Annotated in this window: 11 protein-coding genes; 3 read left to right on the top strand and 8 right to left on the bottom strand. The window is 70.7% G+C overall.

Translation table 11 applies throughout. The features are described from left to right. Nucleotides 1-10: 10 nt before the first annotated feature. From ACFV6X_RS07670 to ACFV6X_RS07660, 3 genes are all read right to left on the bottom strand, one after another. On the bottom strand, nucleotides 11-349 hold the full coding sequence (locus ACFV6X_RS07670; protein ID WP_030990174.1) for a P-II family nitrogen regulator: 339 nt from the start codon (nucleotides 347-349) through the stop codon (nucleotides 11-13). Then, entirely contained in the window at nucleotides 346-1,689 is a 1,344-nt protein-coding gene (locus tag ACFV6X_RS07665) for an ammonium transporter (protein ID WP_365454720.1), read from the bottom strand. The genes ACFV6X_RS07670 and ACFV6X_RS07665 overlap by 4 nt, the downstream gene beginning before the upstream one ends. A 336-nt stretch (nucleotides 1,690-2,025) precedes the next feature. Then, complete coding sequence (locus ACFV6X_RS07660) at nucleotides 2,026-3,501, bottom strand: hypothetical protein (protein WP_385379096.1); 1,476 nt, start codon at nucleotides 3,499-3,501, stop codon at nucleotides 2,026-2,028. Nucleotides 3,502-3,946: 445 nt separating this feature from the next. Here ACFV6X_RS07660 and ACFV6X_RS07655 point away from each other — a divergent pair, with 445 nt between their 5' ends. Then, the gene (locus ACFV6X_RS07655; protein ID WP_385379094.1) at nucleotides 3,947-4,609 is read left to right on the top strand and encodes a bifunctional DNA primase/polymerase; all 663 of its coding nucleotides are present in this window, start codon (nucleotides 3,947-3,949) and stop codon (nucleotides 4,607-4,609) included. A 295-nt stretch (nucleotides 4,610-4,904) separates the two neighbouring features. Here the strand turns inward: ACFV6X_RS07655 and ftsY are convergent, their stop codons facing one another. Next, nucleotides 4,905-6,113 (bottom strand): signal recognition particle-docking protein FtsY, encoded by a 1,209-nt coding sequence (gene ftsY / locus ACFV6X_RS07650; RefSeq protein WP_385379091.1) that lies wholly within the window; start codon nucleotides 6,111-6,113, stop codon nucleotides 4,905-4,907. A gap of 161 nt (nucleotides 6,114-6,274) precedes the next feature. Here ftsY and ACFV6X_RS07645 point away from each other — a divergent pair, with 161 nt between their 5' ends. Further along, complete coding sequence (locus ACFV6X_RS07645; protein ID WP_385379088.1) at nucleotides 6,275-7,246, top strand: LLM class flavin-dependent oxidoreductase; 972 nt, start codon at nucleotides 6,275-6,277, stop codon at nucleotides 7,244-7,246. 87 nt (nucleotides 7,247-7,333) lie between these two features. Here the strand turns inward: ACFV6X_RS07645 and ACFV6X_RS07640 are convergent, their stop codons facing one another. The 4 genes from ACFV6X_RS07640 to ACFV6X_RS07625 form a co-directional block, all read right to left on the bottom strand. Continuing rightward, nucleotides 7,334-8,752 (bottom strand): sugar porter family MFS transporter, encoded by a 1,419-nt coding sequence (locus ACFV6X_RS07640; protein WP_385379086.1) that lies wholly within the window; start codon nucleotides 8,750-8,752, stop codon nucleotides 7,334-7,336. A 194-nt stretch (nucleotides 8,753-8,946) separates the two neighbouring features. Further along, nucleotides 8,947-12,576: a chromosome segregation protein SMC gene (gene smc, locus ACFV6X_RS07635; RefSeq protein WP_385379083.1), complete on the bottom strand. Its 3,630-nt coding sequence runs from the start codon at nucleotides 12,574-12,576 to the stop codon at nucleotides 8,947-8,949. A gap of 224 nt (nucleotides 12,577-12,800) precedes the next feature. Next, nucleotides 12,801-13,007, bottom strand: a complete 207-nt coding sequence (locus tag ACFV6X_RS07630) for a hypothetical protein (RefSeq protein ID WP_189700833.1) — start codon at nucleotides 13,005-13,007, stop codon at nucleotides 12,801-12,803. A gap of 379 nt (nucleotides 13,008-13,386) precedes the next feature. Further along, nucleotides 13,387-13,668, bottom strand: a complete 282-nt coding sequence (locus tag ACFV6X_RS07625) for an acylphosphatase (protein WP_385379081.1) — start codon at nucleotides 13,666-13,668, stop codon at nucleotides 13,387-13,389. A 160-nt stretch (nucleotides 13,669-13,828) separates the two neighbouring features. On the opposite strand from ACFV6X_RS07625, the gene ACFV6X_RS07620 reads away from it, so the two are divergent. Further along, nucleotides 13,829-15,169, top strand: a complete 1,341-nt coding sequence (locus tag ACFV6X_RS07620) for a CAP domain-containing protein (RefSeq protein WP_385379078.1) — start codon at nucleotides 13,829-13,831, stop codon at nucleotides 15,167-15,169. Nucleotides 15,170-15,228 lie beyond the last annotated feature (59 nt).

Genomic DNA, 15,228 nt, shown 5'->3' with positions numbered 1-15,228 from the left:
CTTCTGTGTGTCAGAGCGCGTCCGGTCCGCGCTCGCCCGTGCGGACCCGGACCGCGGTCTCGACGGGAAGGGACCAGACCTTGCCGTCACCGATCTTGCCGGTGCGCGCCGCCTTCACGATCACCTCGATCAGCTGCTCGGCGTCGTCGTCCTCGGCCAGCACCTCGATACGGATCTTGGGGACCAGGTCGACGGTGTACTCGGCGCCGCGGTAGACCTCGGTGTGCCCCCGCTGGCGACCGTAGCCGCTGGCCTCGGTGACCGTGAGTCCGTGTACTCCGAACGCCTGGAGGGCTTCCTTGATCTCGTCGAGCCGGTGGGGCTTGACGACGGCGGTGATGAGCTTCATGCGTCCACCTTCTTGTTCGCGGCTGCGGCGGCCGTGGGCGGGACCGGGGTGGTGCGGGAGGCACCGCCGCCGGCACCGCTGAAGTCGTATGCGGTCTCGGCGTGCTCGGCCTGGTCGATGCCGGTCACCTCGTCGTCCTCCGGTACCCGCATGCCGATCGTCTTGTCGATCAGGAAGGCGAGAATCGCGGAGACGACCAGGGAGTAGGCGAGGACGGCGAAGACACCGGCGCACTGCTTCCAGAACTGGTCCAGGCCGCCACCGTAGAACAGGCCCTCGACCTCGGACTGGCCCTTGCCGCTGGCGAAGAAGCCGATCAGCAGGGAGCCGAGCACACCGCCGACCAGGTGGACACCGACGACGTCGAGGGAGTCGTCGTAACCGAACCTATACTTCAGGCCGACCGCCATCGCGCACAGCAGACCGGCGATGGCGCCCACCGCGATCGCGCCGAGCGGGTCGACCGCGCCACCGGCCGGGGTGATGGCGACCAGACCGGCGACCGCGCCGGAGGCGGCGCCCAGCGTGGTGAACGCGCCGTGGCGGACCTTCTCGTAGATCAGCCAGGCCAGCATGGCGGCCGCGGTGGCGATCTGGGTGTTGACGAACATCAGCGCGCCGACGCCGTCGTCGTTGCCCAGCCAGGAGCCGGCGTTGAAGCCGAACCAGCCGAACCACAGCAGACCGGCGCCGAGCATCACCAGCGGCAGGCTGTGCGGACGCATCGGGTCCCGCTTGAAGCCGATGCGCTTGCCGATCACCAGGATCACGCCGAGAGCCGCGGCACCGGCGTTGATGTGCACCGCCGTACCACCGGCGAAGTCGATCACGCCCAGTTCGAAGGCCCAGCCGCCCGCGCCCCAGACCCAGTGGGCGACCGGGAAGTACACGACCGTGGCCCACAGGGTGATGAACAGCGCCCATGCCGTGAACTTCACGCGGTCCGCGAGGGCGCCGCTGATCAGGGCGGGCGTGATGATCGCGAACATCAGCTGGAAGACGGCGAAGACGTAGACCGGGATGGTGTAGCCGTCCCACAGGTCGCCGATGCCGATCCCCGTGAAGCCGACGTAGTCGGAGTTCCAGCCGATGAGGCTGCCGGAATCCGTACCGAACGCCATGGAGAAGCCGTACAGCACCCACAGGATGGTGACGATTCCCAGGCTGATGAAACTCATCATCAGCATGTTCAGGGTGCTCTTGACGCGGACCATGCCTCCGTAGAAGAAGGCCAGGCCCGGGGTCATGAGCATCACCAGGGCGGAACAGATGAGCATGAAGCCTGTGTTCGCGGACGACAGCGTGGGTGCGTCCGCCGCAAGCGTGATGGCTGGAGCCATCGGCGTCTCCTCGTCGTTGGATACGGCCCGTGCGGGCGAAGCCTTGAGCGGGATGAGGGGTGGGCCGGTTATGCGCCACGACATTGGCGCAGCGCCGTTTCGGTGGAAGCCCCTCGATGTTTCGCCGGGGTGACGAAGGCGCCGCGCGTGTTACGCGTCAATGAACTGCCTGCTACCGGGCCGCGCGATCGTTATCGTGGCGCAACCTTTCCCCGCTGCGTTTCCGGGGGGAAGGACCGGCCGCGGGCGGCCTTCCGACGACCTGGCATGGGGGAGCCGAGTCGGGCAGTTCGGGAGGGCCGGCCGCGGCCGGGGTCAGGGGTTTCGCCGCTGTGCTCAGACCGCCTCGGCGGTCTCCGGCAGCTCGATCGCGAGCTTGTCGGTGAGGTCCACGACCTCGGCGACGTCACCGAAGTCACGGGCCGCGGTGTCGACGGTCTTTCGGATACGAGTGTTGACGCGCTCGGAACGGACGTTCTTGGCGACGGTCATGGCCTGATCGGCGAAGACGGCGCTCTGCTCGGGCTCCCGCTGGAGCAGGTGCACGCTGGCCATGCCGATGAGGTTCAGCGCGTACGACCGCTGGTGCTCGCTGTCCTGCGCGAACAGCTCCACGGCCCGCCGCATCAGGGGTTCGGCCATGGAGGCGTAGGCGGGGCTGCGGCCTGCGACGTAGGCGAGGTCGCGGAAGGAGTGGCTGTTCTCGGCGAACAGCTCGGCCTCGGAGAAGAAGCGGATCCAGTCGGGATCCGGCTCGTCCCAGTCGTCGGCCTCACCGAAGGTGTCCTCGGCCATGCGCACGGCCCGCTTGCACTTGCCGGGCTGGCTCATGTTGGCGTACGCGCGGGCCTCCATCGCATACAGCATCGCCTGGGTGCGCGGGCTCGCGCAGTCCCGGCTGCCGTACTGCGCGAGGTGGATCAGCTCCAGCGCGTCCTCGGGGCGCCCGAGGTGGATCATCTGGCGGCTCATGCTGGACAACACGTACGAGCCGAGGGGGCGGTCACCGGCCTCCTTGGCGGCGTGCAGGGCGAGCACGAAGTACTTCTGGGCGGTGGGCTGGAGTCCCACGTCGTACGACATCCAGCCAGCCAGCTCGGCCAGCTCGGCGGCGACCTTGAACAGCTTGCGGGTGGTCGACTCGGGCTGGGGCTCCTGGAGCAGGTCGGACACCTCATGCAACTGGCCGACGACCGCCTTGCGGCGCAGGCCGCCGCCGCACTGGGCGTCCCACTGCCGGAACATCACCGTGGTGGACTCCAGCAGATCCAGCTCCGGCTTGGACAGCCGGCCCCGCGCGCGGGTGGACGGCACCGAGGAGGGCTCCGGCCGCGGGGAGGGTGGCGCGGGGACCAACCAGCGCTGCATGGGCTCGATCAGCGCCGGTCCGGCGGACAGCGCCAGCGAGGTGCCGAGGAAGCCGCGGCGGGCGAGCATCAGGTCGCTGCGCGAGAACTCGCCGAGCAACGCGACCGTCTGAGGGCCCGTCCAGGGCAGGTCCACGCCGTGGGCGGAGGGCGACTGGCGGGCGGCGCGCAGGCCGAGGTCCTCGATGGAGACGACGCAGCCGAACCGCTCGGAGAACAGCTCCGACAGGATGCGCGGGATCGGCTCGCGGGGGTTCTCACCATCCAGCCAGCGGCGGACGCGCGAGGTGTCGGTGGAGATGTGGTTGGCGCCCAACTGGCGTGCCCTGCGGTTCACCTGACGCGCCAGCTCGCCCTTCGACCAGCCACTGCGCACGAACCACGAGCCCAACAGCTCATTCGGGCGCTTCTCAGCGTTCGTCCCGCTTCCGCCGCTGCCGCCCACTGGAACGCCCCCATCCCTCGGATCGCCTGCCACCAACTGCGCCAAGCCCTATCAGAATGCCCGTCAGTACGGTCGCCCGTCCGGTACTTCTCAGTCTTCGAACGAGGAACCTGCTTGCCTCCGGCATACCCACAAATGCATGTGCCCCGGTCGCCGTGCACACACGGTAATCCTACGATCACCCGCCCGGCCACGGCGATCCCGGAAACGCCACCATTCGCCACCCCTTCGAATGAACTCGCAGTCGCCTCCGCACGATTCACTTGACATAGGCCGGACGGAAATGGGCGGACGGGTGCGCGCAGGGGCGCGCAGCCCTGAGCACACCACCCGTGATGCTTCTGCAAGCCGTCTGGATCGTGTGGCAGGCGGGAAGTCGGAAACGGAGAGTCACGTTCTGGTTCCGCCTCGTAACCACCGATGTGTCGGACCCGTTGGAGGGGGCATGGGCTTCACGATCGGCAGCAGTCGGGGGATCCGCGACATCCGGTCCGGCTCGCGCCGCCGCGGCCGCACGTCGGAGTGCACCGCCGTGGCGGAGTACACCGGGCTGTGGGGCTGGGACGTGATCCCGGGCGCACGGGCCGCCGCGGGCGCCTGTTCCTGCGGGCGCGCCGACTGCCGCGCGCCGGGCGCGCATCCGCTGGACTTCGCGCCGGAGGTGTCGGCCGGGGCGACGCTCGACGAGGTGACCACCGCCTGGGCCCAGTTCCCGGGCGCGGCGGTGATGCTGCCCGTCGGGCGGGCGTTCGAGGTGATCGAGGTGGCCGAGCCCGCGGGGCGGCGCGCCCTGGTCCGGCTGGAACGCATGGGCCTCCCCCTCGGCCCCGTCGCCGCCACCCCCGACGGCCGCGCCCACTTCCTCGTCGCCCCGGGCTCCGCGCCCGAGCTGCCCGCGCTGCTGTACCGCATGGGCTGGGACGACCCGCACCTCGACCTGCGCGGCCTCGGCCGGGGTACGCACATCACGGCCCCGCCCTCGGACCGCGGCGGCCTCGGCCCGGTGCGCTGGCTGCGCCCGCCGGATCTGGACTCGGCACGCAAGCCGCCGGCGGCACGGCTGCTGCTGGGGACGCTGGCCTACGTGGCACACCGGTCGCGGGCGTAGTCCTACCCGGCTCCGGGCGGGCGGGCCCCCTCGCCCCCGGAGGCGGGGGGATGGCCCCTCGCCCCCGGCTCGGACAGACGGCTCCCCTGTGCCACGATCGCGGCCGGACGTGACGCCCGGCGGGCACGGCACCCCTGCGCGACGCCCGTGCGGGCCTCGCGAACACGCCCGACGCCCGTGCGGGCCCCGCGTCCCTGCCCGGCGCCCGCGCCGACAGTCCCCGTCCACGACGAAGCGCCCACCCCCGATGACAACTGGGGCGGGCGCTTCCTGGTGTACGGATGTCCGTGGGGGCTCACTCTCCGATAAGCGCATCCACGAAGGCCTCCGGCTCGAACGGTGCCAGATCGTCGGCACCCTCGCCGAGCCCGATGAGCTTGACCGGGACGCCGAGTTCGCGCTGCACGGCGACGACGATGCCGCCCTTGGCGGTGCCGTCCAGCTTGGTGAGGACGATGCCGGTGATGTCGACCACCTCGGCGAAGACGCGGGCCTGGACCAGACCGTTCTGGCCGGTGGTGGCGTCGAGGACGAGGAGCACCTCGTCCAGCGGGGCGTGCTTCTCGACGACGCGCTTGACCTTGCCGAGTTCGTCCATGAGGCCGGTCTTGGTGTGCAGTCGTCCGGCGGTGTCGATGAGCACCACGTCGGCGCCCATCTCCTTGCCCTCCTTGACGGCGTCGAACGCGACGGAGGCGGGGTCGCCGCCCTCCGGTCCGCGCACGGTGTACGCGCCGACCCGCTCGCCCCAGGTCTGGAGCTGGTCCGCTGCGGCGGCCCGGAAGGTGTCGGCGGCACCCAGGACGACGCTGCGGCCGTCGGCCACCAGGACGCGGGCGAGCTTGCCGGTGGTGGTGGTCTTGCCGGTGCCGTTGACGCCGACGACCATCACGATGCCGGGCTTGGTGGTCTCGGGCTCGGTCTTCACGACCCGGTCGAGGTCGGTGCCGACCAGGGTGAGCAGTTCCTCGCGCAGCAGGCCGCGCAGCTCCACGGGGGTGCGGGTGCCGAGCACCTTCACCCGCTCGCGCAGCCGTTCGACCAGCTCCTGGGTGGGCTGCACACCGACGTCGGCGGTGAGCAGGGTGTCCTCGATCTCCTCCCAGGTCTCCTCGTCGAGGTGCTCGCGCGAGAGCAGCGTGAGCAGCCCCTTGCCGAGGGCGTTCTGGGAGCGGGACAGACGGGCGCGGAGACGGACGAGCCGCCCCGCGGTGGGCTCCGGGACCTCGATCTCGGTCGGCGGGAGCTCGACGACGGGCGGTTCCTCGACGGCGACCGGGGCCGAGCCGTCGGGGAGGTCCACCTCCTCTATCGTGCGGCGCGGTTCCTCCCGCGGCGTCTCGGCCTCGTCGCCGACATGCGGCTCGGCCGGAGGTGCGGTGATGTCGGGCGTCGTGGGCGGCGGCGGGGGCAGCGACTTCCTGCGCCGGCTGCCGATGACGAGCCCGCCGATCGCGCCGATCACGACCACGGCGATGACTACAGCAAGGATGACGATTTCCATAACCCGTCCAGTATCAGCCATGGGGCTCCGGCGGACCCAGTTTGTGCGTTCGTACAAGTGACGTGTGGCCCCGGCGGCCCCGCCCGGCGCCTCACATCTGGCGACCTGACGCCCCGTCAGCTACCGTCCCCCTCCACACCCGCCCGGCGAAGGGGACCCCCATGCCCGTCTCGGTCGTCCGTTTCAACCTCGTCGAACCCGACGCCACCCCCGCGTCCCTGCGCGATCGGTACCGGACGGCCCTGGAGATGGCCAGGTACGCCGACGACCAGGGGATCACCACCGTGCAGACGGAGGAGCACCACGGTGTGCCGAACAACTGGCTGCCCTCGCCGTTCGCGTTCGCGGGAGCGGTGCTCGGCGCCACCCAGCACCTCGCGGTCACCGTCTCGGCGGTGATCGGCCCGCTGCACGACCCGCTGCGGCTGGCCGAGGACATCGCCGTACTGGACCTGCTGAGCGGCGGGCGGCTGGTGACCGTCGCCAGCATCGGGTACCGGCCGCAGGAGTACGAGCTGTTCGGCGTGGAATGGGCACGGCGCGGGCGGTTGCAGGACGAGGTGCTGGAGACGGTCCTGAAGGCCTGGACCGGGGAGGAGTTCACCTACCGGGGGCGGACGGTGCGCGTCACGCCCCGCCCGTACTCCGACCCGCACCCGCTGCTGCTGGTCGGCGGCTCCTCGCGGGCCGCCGCCCGCCGGGCCGCCCGCCTCGGCCTGCCGTTCTTCCCCAGCGCGCACCTGCCCGAGCTGGAGGCGTACTACAAGGAACGCCTGGTGGAGTACGGCACCGAGGGCTGGACCATGATGCCCGCCGCGCAGACGCCGTTGCTGCATCTCGCCGAGGACCCGGACCGGACGTGGGCGGAGCATGGCGGGCACTTCCTGCACGAGGCGCGCACGTACGCCTCCTGGCAGTCGGCGGACATCCGCTCGGCCGTGCGGTCGGCGGCCACGACCGTGGCGGAGCTGCGCGCCGAGGGCGTCTACCGGGTGCTCACGCCGGACGAGTGCGTGGCGCAGGGCCTGAACAACCTCGTACTGCATCCGCTGGTCGGCGGGATGCCGCTGGAGGAGGGCTGGCGCAGTCTTCGGCTGTTCTGCGAATACGTGCTGCCCCGGCTCAGTGGCTGAGCCGGGGCGGCACGTCTCTCACGAGACGAGGAGAGGGGCAGCGGGGACTTGGCCCTTCTCCTCGGGATCGGGGGCCTCGGGTGAGGCTCAGCCCATCTCCTCCAGCGACTTGCCCTTCGTCTCCTCCACGAACTTCAGGACGAACGGAATGGAGAGCGCCGCGAAGACGGTGTAGATCACGTAGGTCGCGGACAGGTTCCAGTCGGCCAGCGACGGGAAGCTCGCGGTGATGGCCCAGTTGGCGATCCACTGCGCGGCGGCGGCCACACCCAGGGCGGCGGCACGGATCCGGTTCGGGAACATCTCGCCGAGCATGACCCAGACGACCACACCCCACGACAGGGCGAAGAAGAGGACGAACACATGGGCCGCGATCAGCGCGACCCAGCCCTGGGTCTCGGGGAGCCTGCCGTCGACGAGATCGAAGGAGAAGGCCCAGGCCTCCAGCGCGAGGCCGACCACCATACCGACCGAGCCGATGATCGCGAGCGGCCGGCGGCCGATGCGGTCGACGAAGATCATCGCGATGACGGTGCCGACGATGTTGATGATCGACGTCGTGAACGAGTAGAAGAACGAGTCCGCCGGGTCCACACCGACCGACTGCCACAGCGTCGAGGAGTAGTAGAAAGCGACGTTGATGCCGACGAACTGCTGGAAGACCGACAGGCCGATACCGATCCAGACGATCGGCTTGAAGAAGAAGCTGCCGCCGAGCAGGTCCTTGAACGTCGACTTGTGCTCGCTCGTCATGGCGTGCTCGATCTCGGCGACGCGGACGTCGAGGTCGATCTCGTGGCCCTCGACCTCGGCGAGGATCTCGCGGGCGCGCTCACGCTTGCCGACGGAGAGCAGGTAGCGCGGGGACTCGGGGATGGCGAAGGAGAGCAGGCCGTAGAGGACGGCCGGGACGACCATGACGCCGAGCATCAGCTGCCAGGCCTCCAGGCCAAGCAGCTCACCACGCTGGTTGCCGTCGGCCGCGTTCAGGATGCCCCAGTTGACCAGCTGCGAGATGGCGATGCCGACCACGATCGCGGCCTGCTGGAAGGAGCCGAGACGGCCACGGTACGCGGGCGGGGCGACCTCGGCGATGTAGGCCGGGCCGATCACGGAGGCCATGCCGATGGCGAAGCCGCCGATGACCCGCCAGAAGGCGAGGTCGTACAGCGAGAAGGGCAGGGCGGATCCGACGGCGCTCACGGTGAACAGGACCGCGGCGATCTGCATGCACCGGATACGGCCGATACGGTCCGCGATCCGGCCCGCCGTCGCGGCGCCGATCGCGCACCCGATCAGCGCGACGGCGATGACCTGCGCCAGCGCCGCGGAGCCGATGTCGTAGCGGTCCCTGATGGCCTCGACGGCGCCGTTGATCACGGAACTGTCGTAGCCGAAGAGGAAGCCGCCCATCGCGGCCGCCGCCGCGATGAAGATGACGTGCCCGAGGTGTTCGGGCTGAGCCGGCTTGGCTCCTGACTGGGGTGCCTGCGGTGTGCTGGTCACGTGTACTCCTCGGGCCACCGGCGACACTGCCGGAGTGGGGGGTCAGCCCTCGCAGGTGGCGGAACCTGAAGGTGAAAACAACGCTGCAGAGACTATGCGTTCAAGTTTCGAAGTCAATAAGACGATGTTAAGAAGCGCAGCCCTAAGAGTGGAGAGCTTGTGTTCAAAACTTGAACGACTGAGCCTCGTCGGCCTCACCGCAGCCGCTGGCTGATGACCTTCGACACACCGTCGCCCTGCATTGAGACGCCGTACAGCGCGTCGGCGACCTCCATCGTCCGCTTCTGGTGCGTGATGACGATGAGCTGCGAGGCCTCCTGCAGCTCCTGCATGATCCGGATCAGCCGCTGCAGATTGGTGTCGTCGAGCGCCGCCTCGACCTCGTCCATCACGTAGAACGGGCTGGGGCGCGCCTTGAAGATCGACACGAGCAGCGCGACGGCGGTCAGCGACCGCTCACCGCCGGAGAGCAGGCTCAGCCGCTTCACCTTCTTGCCCGGGGGCCGCGCCTCGACGTCCACACCCGTGGTGAGCATGTTGTCGGGATCGGTCAGCACCAGCCGCCCCTCGCCGCCCGGGAAGAGCCGGCTGAAGACGCCCTCGAACTCCCGGGCGGTGTCCCAGTAGGCCTCGGTGAACACCTGCTCCACCCGCTGGTCGACCTCTTTGACGACCTGCAGCAGATCGGCGCGGGTCTTCTTCAGGTCCTCCAGCTGTTCGCTCAGAAACTTGTGGCGTTCCTCCAGCGCCGCGAACTCCTCCAGCGCCAGCGGGTTCACCTTGCCGAGCTGCTGGTAGGCCCGCTCCGCCGACTTCAGCCGCTTCTCCTGCTCGGCGCGCACGAAGGGCTTCGGCTGGTTGCGCGGGTGCTCGGGATCCTCCGGCAGCTCCTCGCCCTCGGCGGGCGGGGAGGGCGGTACGAGCTGACGCGGGCCGTACTCCGCGATCAGCCCCGCCGGTTCGACGCCCAGTTCCTCCAGCGCCTTGCTCTCCAGCTGCTCGATCCGCATCCGCTTCTCGGCGCCGAGCACCTCACCCCGGTGCACGGAGTCGGTGAGCTTGTCCAGTTCGGCCTTGAGGTCACGGCCCTGGGTACGGGCGGCGGTGAGTTCCTGCTCGCGGCGCGCCTTGGCGGCCTCGGCGGCGGTGCGCTCCTCGTCGGCGCGGGCGAGGGAGACCTCGACGTGCGCGAGCAGCTGACGGGCACCGGAGGCGACGGCTTCCGCGACGGCCGCCTCGTGCCGAAGACGCGCCCTGCGCTGCTCGGCACGCGCGCGTGCCTCACGTTCGGCGCGTGCGGCCCGGTCGAGGGAGTCGGCCCGTCCGGCGAGCCCCTTGACCCGCTCCTCATGGGTACGGACCTGGAGGCGGGCCTCCATCTCGGTCTGCCGGGCGTTGGCGCCGTCGGCGGCGAGCCGGTCCCGCGAGGAGGTGTCCGGCTCCTCCTCGATCGGCATCTCCTCGGCGACGGCGAGCCGTTCGGCGAGTTCCTCGACGTCCATGAGGGCCTTGTCGAGCGCCTCCTGCGCCCGCGTGGCCGCGGCCACGCTCCGCTCGGCCTCCCCGGCAGCGGCCCTGGCCTGCCCGGCGAGCCGCCCGAGCTGCTGTGCCACGGCCGACTTCTCCCGGTCGGCGGCCCGCCGCCGCTCCCCCAGCTCCTCGACGGACGCTGAGGTTTCCTTGCGCCGCTCACCGGCCGCCCGCTGTACCTCGGCGAGCTCCTCGCACCGGACGGCCAGCTCTTCGAGCTCGGCGGCGGCCTCGTCGACGGACGCCTGCACTTCGAGCAGACTCGGCGCGCCGGCGGAACCGCCGTGCGCGAAGTGCGCCCCGAGCAGGTCCCCTTCGGCGGTGACGGCGGTCAGGTCCGGCCGCGTGTAGACGAGGTCCTCGGCGTCCTCCAGGGTGCCGACGACGACGATGTTCCGCAGCAGCCGCCGTACCGCGGGCATCAGCTCGGCCGGGCCCCGGACAAGGTCGGCGGCGAAGGGCCGCGAAGACGGCGCCGTCGCAGGCCGGCGGTCGTGCGCGGGCCCGTCGTAGCCGTCCGCGCCGTTCCCGGCGCCCCTTTGCGGGCCCTCGGCCCCCGGCGTCGGCTCTTCCGGTGCGCCCGCGAGCAGCAGGGCCGCCCGGCCACCGTCCTGCTTGCGCAACAGGCGGATCGCGTCGGCCGCCGAGGCCGGGGTCGTGGCGGCGATCGCGTCGGCCGCCGCGCCGAATGCCGCGGCGAGCGGTACCTCGTAGCCGGGTGTGACCGAAAGCAGTTCCGCCGCAGGGCCCAGGACTCCGGTGAGCCGGTCGCGCGCTCCCAGCAGTATTCCGGTGCCGTCCTTGCGGCGCAGGCCCATGGCGAGGGCGTCGTGGCGGGCCTGCGTCGCGGCGAGACTGCGTTCGGCCGCCGTGGCCGCCTCCCGGGCCGCGGCCAGGGCGGACTCCGCCTCGTTCAGTTCCCGCTTGGCCGCCTCGTGCCGCTCGGCGAGTTCGGCGTCGCCGGCGTCGAGGCCGTCGACCTCGGCCTTGAGCGCCTCGTACTCCTCCTGCGCGGCAACCGCCCGCTCCTGTGCCTCGTCGCGGGAGGCGGCGAGCCGGTCGATCTCGGCCTGGGCCGAGGCCGCGCGTGAACGGGCCGCGCCGACCTGGCCGTTCAGCCGGGCAAGCCCCTCGCGACGGTCGGCGATGGCGCGGGCCACGTCCTTCAGGCGGCGTTCCTCGGACGCCAGTTCGCGCTCCAGCTCGGCGCGGTGGGCGACCGTGTCGTCGAGGGCACGCTGGGCCGCCTCCAGGGCGGCCTCCAGCTCGGCCTCCTGCTCACGGATGCGGTGGGCCTCGCGCTCCATGTCCTCGGGATCACGGCCGCGCCGCTCCTCGGGCGGGGCGGAGGTCGCGCTCTTCACCCGTGCCTCGGCCAGCGAGATGGTGCCGCGGACGCGTTCGGCGAGCTGGGACAGCTCGTACCAGGTCTGCTGCGCACGCTGCAGACGCGGGGTGAGGCGGCGGACCTCGTCCTCCAGGAGCGCCTCGCGCTGGAGCGCCCTGCGCAGCTCCTGCTCGGCGGCCTCCTTGCGTTCCTTCAGCGCGGCCTCGTCGGCGACCTCCGCCTGGAGCGCCTCCTTGAGCCGGACGAGATCGTCGGCCAGCAGCCGGAGACGGGCGTCGCGCAGATCGGCCTGGATGACGGCGGCCCTGCGGGCGACGGCCGCCTGCCTGCCCAGTGGCTTCAGCTGGCGCCGCAGTTCGTCGGTCAGGTCCTGCACACGCGCGAGGTTGGCCTGCATCGCGTCCAGCTTCCGCAGCGCCTTCTCCTTGCGCTTGCGGTGCTTGAGGACGCCGGCGGCCTCCTCGATGAAGGCGCGGCGGCCCATCGGGTCGGCGTGCAGAACGGAGTCGAGCTGGCCCTGGCCGACGATGACGTGCATCTCGCGGCCGATGCCGGAGTCGGAGAGCAGTTCCTGGATGTCGAGCAGCCGGCACGTGTCGCCGTTGATCTGGTACTCGCTGCCGCCGTTGCGGAACATGATCCGCGTGATGGTGACCTCGGCGTACTCGATGGGCAACGCCCCGTCGGAGTTGTCGATCGTCAGCGACACCTCGGCGCGGCCGAGCGGCGGGCGGCCGGTGGTGCCGGCGAAGATGACGTCCTCCATCTTGCCGCCGCGCAGCGACTTGGCGCCCTGCTCGCCCATGACCCAGCTGAGCGCGTCCACGACGTTGGACTTGCCCGAGCCGTTCGGTCCGACGACGCACGTGATGCCCGGCTCGAACCGGAGCGTGGTCGCGGAGGCGAACGACTTGAACCCTCGGAGGGTCAGGGCCTTGAGGTGCACGCCGCTGGACTCTACCTTCCGGGGTTGTCTCACTCCATGAACCCACGGTTTCACCGCTCAACGCGCAGGGCACACCAAACGTTAAAGACGGTGAAAGGATGCGCAGGGCAAGAAAGCGCACAGGGCAAGAAAGAAGGGACGCCGAAGCGTCCCTTGCGACTTCTGACAACTTAGCGGTTGATACGGGCAGCCCAACCACTGCGTGTCGTCGTGCGATGCAGTGATCAGGTGAGCGCAGGCTCCGCCTGGTGTGCGTCGACGCTCTCCATGATCCTGTCGTGGTGAGAAGCGGCAGCCGTCAGCGCCTCGTTCTCGGCCTGGATCCGTACAAGCTCGGATTCCAGGTCCTGTACGCGCTGCTGGAGCCGTCGCATCTCGGCGAGGAGTCGAGGGTCGGAGCCGCCGACGTAACCGAGAAGCGCCTTTGCCATGATGGATGGTCCTCCACACTGAGTGACCGACCGATGCGGTGTGGGTCGTGAGGGATTCGCACCCGCGGCCGCTTGGCACTGTGGAGTTGTGCTGGCGTTCATACATGCCAAACAGCTAAGGTGCGCGGGGCTTTCAGCGTCTCACCAAAAAGTTTGACGGTCAACACGATCACGCCCTGTATTGGGGGGCAACCCGCTGGCGCGCGGCCGGACACGGCGGCGCGGTGACTTCCGCGGGGCACTCAGGGCGTGGCGATCATCCTTGCGTGTGGCGCCTGCCAAGGCAAGCGGTTCTCGGCAATCACCTGCTCGTTTCCCCTCCGGGCGGCTGCCGCCGGCGCACTCCGGACCGGCCTGCGGTCACCGCGCCCGCGTGATGTCAGCGGATGGCGAAGCCGTCGTAGCCGCCGCGAGGTGTGTCCCAGATCTCGGTGACGCCATCTACCCGCCCGGGCGTGTCGTCCCCCTGGAGCCAGTCAAGGAGCCCTTGGCAGCCCTGACGAGGCCCCTCCGCGACCACCTGGACCCGACCGTCGCCCAGATTGAGAGCAAAACCACTCAGGCCGCCGATCTCCAGGGCCTTGGCCCGCGTGAACCAGCGAAAACCCACACCTTGGACACGTCCTCGCACCCAGGCGACCAGTCGCACATCCTCACTCATGGCTGCAACCTAACCGGCCAATGTCCCTGGGGACACTTCCTCCCCGAGCGCCATGCGGTACCGTCCAGCCCCAATGAATCTCATATGAAACTCACTCGATCGAGTGGGTTTGGTTGACCGAGGGGGACGAGTCGACCGCGAGACAGAGGAAGGCCATCACATGGGACGCCACCGACGCTCCGCCGCCGGCCGCGCCACCACGGGGGACCACGAGACGCACGGCTCCGACGTGGGGGGCCTCGACCCGCAGCACTCGCACGACGCCGGCCCCGCCCGGGGCATCGCGCCGTATCTCAACCCCGAGGCGTACGCAGAGACGGTCTCGAAGAGCGAGGCCTACCTCTTCGCTCCGGACCGCCCGCACGCCCCGGTCGGCGCCCACGCCGGCGCCGCGTCCTCCGACACGGCGGCCTTCCCGGTGGCCGACGGCTACCGCCACCACAGCCCCAGCTTCGGCGACCACGGCCAGGCCGGCTACACCTCTGGCGGCTACGGCCACGACGGCTACGGCTCCGGCGGTCACGGCCACGACGGCCTCGGCCCTGACGCTTACGGCCACGACGGCCTCGGCCCTGAGCGCTACGGCCCGGGCGGCCGAAGCCCTGAGCCCCACGGCCTGGGCGGCTACGGCCCGGACGGCCCCAGCCTCGACGGCGGATCCGGGCACGGCAGCTCGCGCCGCCGCAAGAAGAAGAACATGGCGCCCGTCCGCAACGGCCTGCTCGGTGTCTCCGCGGCGGTCGCCATCGGCACGGTCGCCGTCGCCACCGGCGTCCTGCCCGGCAGCGACACCTACACGCTGGGCGGGGGCGGCGCCGAGAAGGTGCAGGTCGGGGACTCGCCGAGCAACACCGAGTCCCAGCAGGGCGGCACCTCCGGCACCGCCGAGGCCGGCAGCCGCGAGGGCAGCCCATCGACCAGCCGCGACGCCGAGCGCAGCACCTCGCCGTCCGCGTCGACCCCGTCGGCCAGGCCCACCACCAAGGCGCCGGCTCGCAAGGCTCCCTCCAAGAAGCCGTCGGCCACCCCCTCGACGAAGAAGCCGGCGCCGAAGCCCACCCCGTCGCGCACGCCCTCGAAGGTGCCCACGCAGCAGACCACCCCGCCGGTGACGATCTCCCCGGAGACCGCCGTCGAGACCGAGGTGCTCCGGCTCGTCAACAACGAGCGCGCCCAGGCCGGGTGCAGCCCGCTGGCCGCGAACAGCGCGCTCGCGGATCTGGCCGGGGACTACAGCGAGGCCATGGCCGAGCAGGGCTTCTTCGACCACACCGACCCCAGCGGCAACACGCCGTGGGACCGGGCCGAGGCCGCGGGCATAAGCAACCTCGGCGGCGAGAACATAGCCCGGGGCCAGGCGGACGCGGCAGCGGTCATGGAAGCCTGGATGAACAGCCCCGGCCACCGCGCCAACATACTGAACTGCGACTTCAAGACGCTCGGCGTCGGTGTGCACTACGGGTCGGGCGGGCCCTGGTGGACGCAGAACTTCGGTTACTAGCCGCCCCGCGCTTACTCCTGGTGAGCGCAACCTGTCGGGCAGCGCTGTGCACGCGTACG

This window comes from Streptomyces sp. NPDC059861, assembly GCF_042731435.1.
Lineage (GTDB): Bacteria > Actinomycetota > Actinomycetes > Streptomycetales > Streptomycetaceae > Streptomyces.
Note: the sequence above shows the minus strand (reverse complement) of the source record. Positions and strands in the feature narration are given on the sequence as shown.